The 324-nt window shown below is 64.8% G+C and carries 1 protein-coding gene; it reads right to left on the reverse strand.

The window, feature by feature from the left end:
* Nucleotides 1–116: 116 nt before the first annotated feature.
* A partial coding sequence (locus tag ACLQ24_RS27395; RefSeq protein ID WP_425894626.1) for a GNAT family N-acetyltransferase occupies nucleotides 117–324 on the reverse strand: 208 nt, incomplete at its 5' end.

Raw genomic sequence — 324 nt, forward strand, 5'->3', positions numbered from 1 at the left:
CCCCACGACCTCATCACCGCCGTGACCACCGAAATACCGACCGCGACCAGGGTCAACACCACTACGCAATAGCCCTGGGTCCGCCTTAACCTCCTCCGCCATGCGCGCCATTCCCGTCAACGGACGATGATGAGGTTGGCCATATCTACCACGGGCTGGTAGCCGAGAGCGGTGTAGATTTTGTTCGAGGTCGGGTTTGCTTGGTCAGTGAACAGGCACACCCGTGCACCGTCGGCCTGGATCCGCCGGGAAACCTCGGCGACCGCGTTGCTGGCCCATCCACGCCCGCGCTGGGCTGGCGGCGTGTACACCGGGCCGATGCGC

Origin of the sequence: Micromonospora sp. DT4, assembly GCF_049841675.1 — a bacterium.
In the GTDB taxonomy this organism is placed as follows: Bacteria; Actinomycetota; Actinomycetes; order Mycobacteriales; family Micromonosporaceae; genus Micromonospora.